At 33.7% G+C, this 2691-nt stretch carries 2 protein-coding genes and 1 pseudogene; 1 reads left to right on the forward strand and 2 read right to left on the reverse strand.

Annotation, left to right across the window (positions count from 1 at the left end; all coding sequences use genetic code 11):
• Positions 1–819 (forward strand): metallopeptidase TldD-related protein (locus tag COZ07_RS09265; protein WP_406608281.1); only part of this gene is annotated, 819 nt, incomplete at its 5' end.
• Positions 820–905: 86 nt separating this feature from the next.
• Here the strand turns inward: COZ07_RS09265 and COZ07_RS09270 are convergent.
• Together COZ07_RS09270 and COZ07_RS09275 are read right to left on the reverse strand one after the other, a co-directional pair.
• A complete protein-coding gene (locus tag COZ07_RS09270) occupies positions 906–1490 on the reverse strand; it encodes a TetR/AcrR family transcriptional regulator (protein ID WP_406608282.1) in 585 nt (194 codons plus the stop codon).
• Positions 1490–2691, reverse strand: a pseudogene (locus COZ07_RS09275) (hypothetical protein); the annotation flags it as partial. The gene COZ07_RS09270 and the pseudogene COZ07_RS09275, both read right to left, overlap by 1 nt.

Consider the following 2691-nt stretch of genomic DNA (forward strand, 5'->3'; position numbering starts at 1 on the left):
ATTACTAAAGATAATTCAACAGCATATGCCTCCTTTATAGACAGTGATATTAGTAATTTTAATATAAAGAAAATAACCGATGAGTTATTAAGCGTTGCTTTTAAAAACGTAGATCAGGTAGAGATTGAACCAGGAATATATACGGTTATTCTTTCTCCAGAGGCAGTAGCAAGTATTTTAGATTATACTGCTTATACTGCTTTTAATGGTAAATTGATTGTGGAGGGAAAAAGTTTTTTTTCTGCTAACCGCAGGAAAAAGATTTTTCCAGAAATTATAACTATTTTAGATGATCCTCTTGATGAACTTACCCTGCCTATACCTTTTGATTTTGTAGGATATCCTCGAGAAAAAATTTATCTCATCAAGGACGGAGTTATAGTAGATGGGGTGTATGATCATCTTACGGCTTTAAAGTATAACCTGAAATGTACTGCCAACACTTTACCGCCAGAAAGTGCTTCCATGGGAGCCCTGCCTTTTAACCTGGTGATGAAAGGTGGAGAAGATAATATTCAGGATATAATCGGGAATACCAAGAAAGGTGTCTATATCACTCGTTTTCACTATGTTAATGTTCTTAATCCTATGAGTGTCCAGTTGACCGGAATGACCAGAGATGGGACTTTCTTAATAGAAGATGGTAAGATGATAAAAGCCATTAAGAATATGAGATTTAATACCAGTGTAATAGATATGTTAAAGGCAGTGGATATGATCTCTAAAAACCGACAGACTAAAAAAGGGTTTGTTGGGCCAGTAGTGGCTCCTTATCTTAGAACAAAGAATTTTACTTTTTCCAGTAAGACAAGTTTTTAGAGAAGAACAGTCTGATGGTTCTCTGTTCCACGAAAAAAGTTTTGAGTTTTGAACTAACGGCTAACGACTATTTACTATCGACTAAGTTATTTTACAGAAGCGATAAAAATATCTCTAATGGCCAGAAGTTCACTTTTACGAGGTTTTCTCTCCCGAGATACTTCTTCAACTATAGCTCTTCCTAAAGCAGCAATAAGAGAAAACAAAAATATATCTCCTGATACTTTTGCACCTGAGGATAAAATAACCTCTCCGAACAAATCGCCCGCTTCTTTTTGTCTAACTCTTAATTTTTCAAAGAGTTCATTTATCTTTTTCTTGCTCTCTTCCTTTTGCATAAAATCATAACCAATTCTTTGGATAGTAATAAAAATCTTAGAATTTTCATCTAAAAGATTTATATAGAAATCTACTATTGTCTTAATCCGTTGTTTGATATCGGTGGTTTGGTAAATTATTTCTTCTACTTTTCCAAAGAGTTTTTTAATATATTGTTCAATAAGCTCAGAAGCTAAATCTATTTTGGAAGGATAATAATAATAAATAGTAGGTTTTTTTACTCCTGAAAGCTGAGCAATATCCTCCATAGTAGCTTCATAAAAACTTTTTTTAAAAAAAATCTCTTGGGCAGCCTCTAAGATTTTTTCTTTTTTATTAATATTTTCGTCCATTAGAAAGACCACTCTCCTACCAGATATAGACCTTCTGCACTTTTCATCTGTCCAAACTTTGACCCCTCTTCTCCCATAATAAAAAGATAAGAAAGAGTTATAGAAAAGTCATCGGTAAAATTATAACTGGCACCAATATAATTTATCATACTCCCATCGCTAAGGCTTATTCCTCCCAGGTAATTAGGGGTAAATTTACTATCTTTTAACTCCTGTTTGGCGTTTAGAAAAAGGTAGGGAGAACATTCATCTCCTTCTTCAGAGGCAAATCCCCATATATATCCAACATTTAAATAAAGATTAGAAGAAGTAGTGTAATCTACACCTATAGCTGCTTTAAAATAAGGATCTTTTAGTGCATATTCCTCTTGTACTTCCCAGGGTTCAGGTATAATATAGGCTAAATCTCCTCTCAGAGTAGCCCCTTCAATACCGGGAAAATCTCCTTGAAATTCCAATCCAAAAATCTCTCTTTTAGGGTATCCTAATCCTAAATCCAAAGATACTCCAGAAGGCCCTGGAACAGGGGTAATAGTTTCAGGATAGGCACTAAAATAATAACCATTATAATAGCTGATAGCAGCATCAAAAGAAGTAAAACTTCTTCCTAATTTTATCCCACATACTGGGTTTTCAGGGAGATTATGAGTAATATTAATATCCTTTATTTCTATTCCTTGGGCCTGGAATTGGGGAGAAAACATAGAAAGATATAGTTGTTTTTCATATTCTTCCGGTAGAAAGGAAGGGCTAAAATGAGGAAGACCTATAACCTGCAAATAGGTAATATCATTAAAATAATAAGTGGCCTCGACTCCTAATATTCCATTCTTTCTGGATATATCTGTAAGAGATATATTGGGAGGTAGGGGATTAAAATTATCTAAGGGACTGAACATATCCGAGGCACCCCAATTTATAATTAGCAAACCTGTTTTAAGATCAAGATTAGGGATAAGATCATAGGTGCTTATATAAAGTTCTTTAGGTATAATCATAATAGGATTAAGATAGAAATTTTTATCAGTATATTTAATCACTAAATCTCCTTCCGCAAAAACCTCATCAGTAAAACTATGAATATAATTAAGGTCTAAATTTAAGGTGTTGTTTAAATTTTGGCTGGCGAAATTATACTCTCCAGAATAAGTCAGACTTCCAGAAAATTCACTGGCAAAGGCAGCTAAAGCAGAAAATAGCA

This window comes from Candidatus Infernicultor aquiphilus (assembly GCF_002784285.1).
Lineage (GTDB): Bacteria > Atribacterota > Phoenicimicrobiia > Phoenicimicrobiales > Phoenicimicrobiaceae > Infernicultor > Infernicultor aquiphilus.

Excerpts from the sequence above, each read along its gene's own strand:
- COZ07_RS09270 (WP_406608282.1), bottom strand. The coding sequence starts at position 1,490 with ATGGACGAAAATATTAATAAAAAAGAAAAAATCTTAGAGGCTGCCCAA.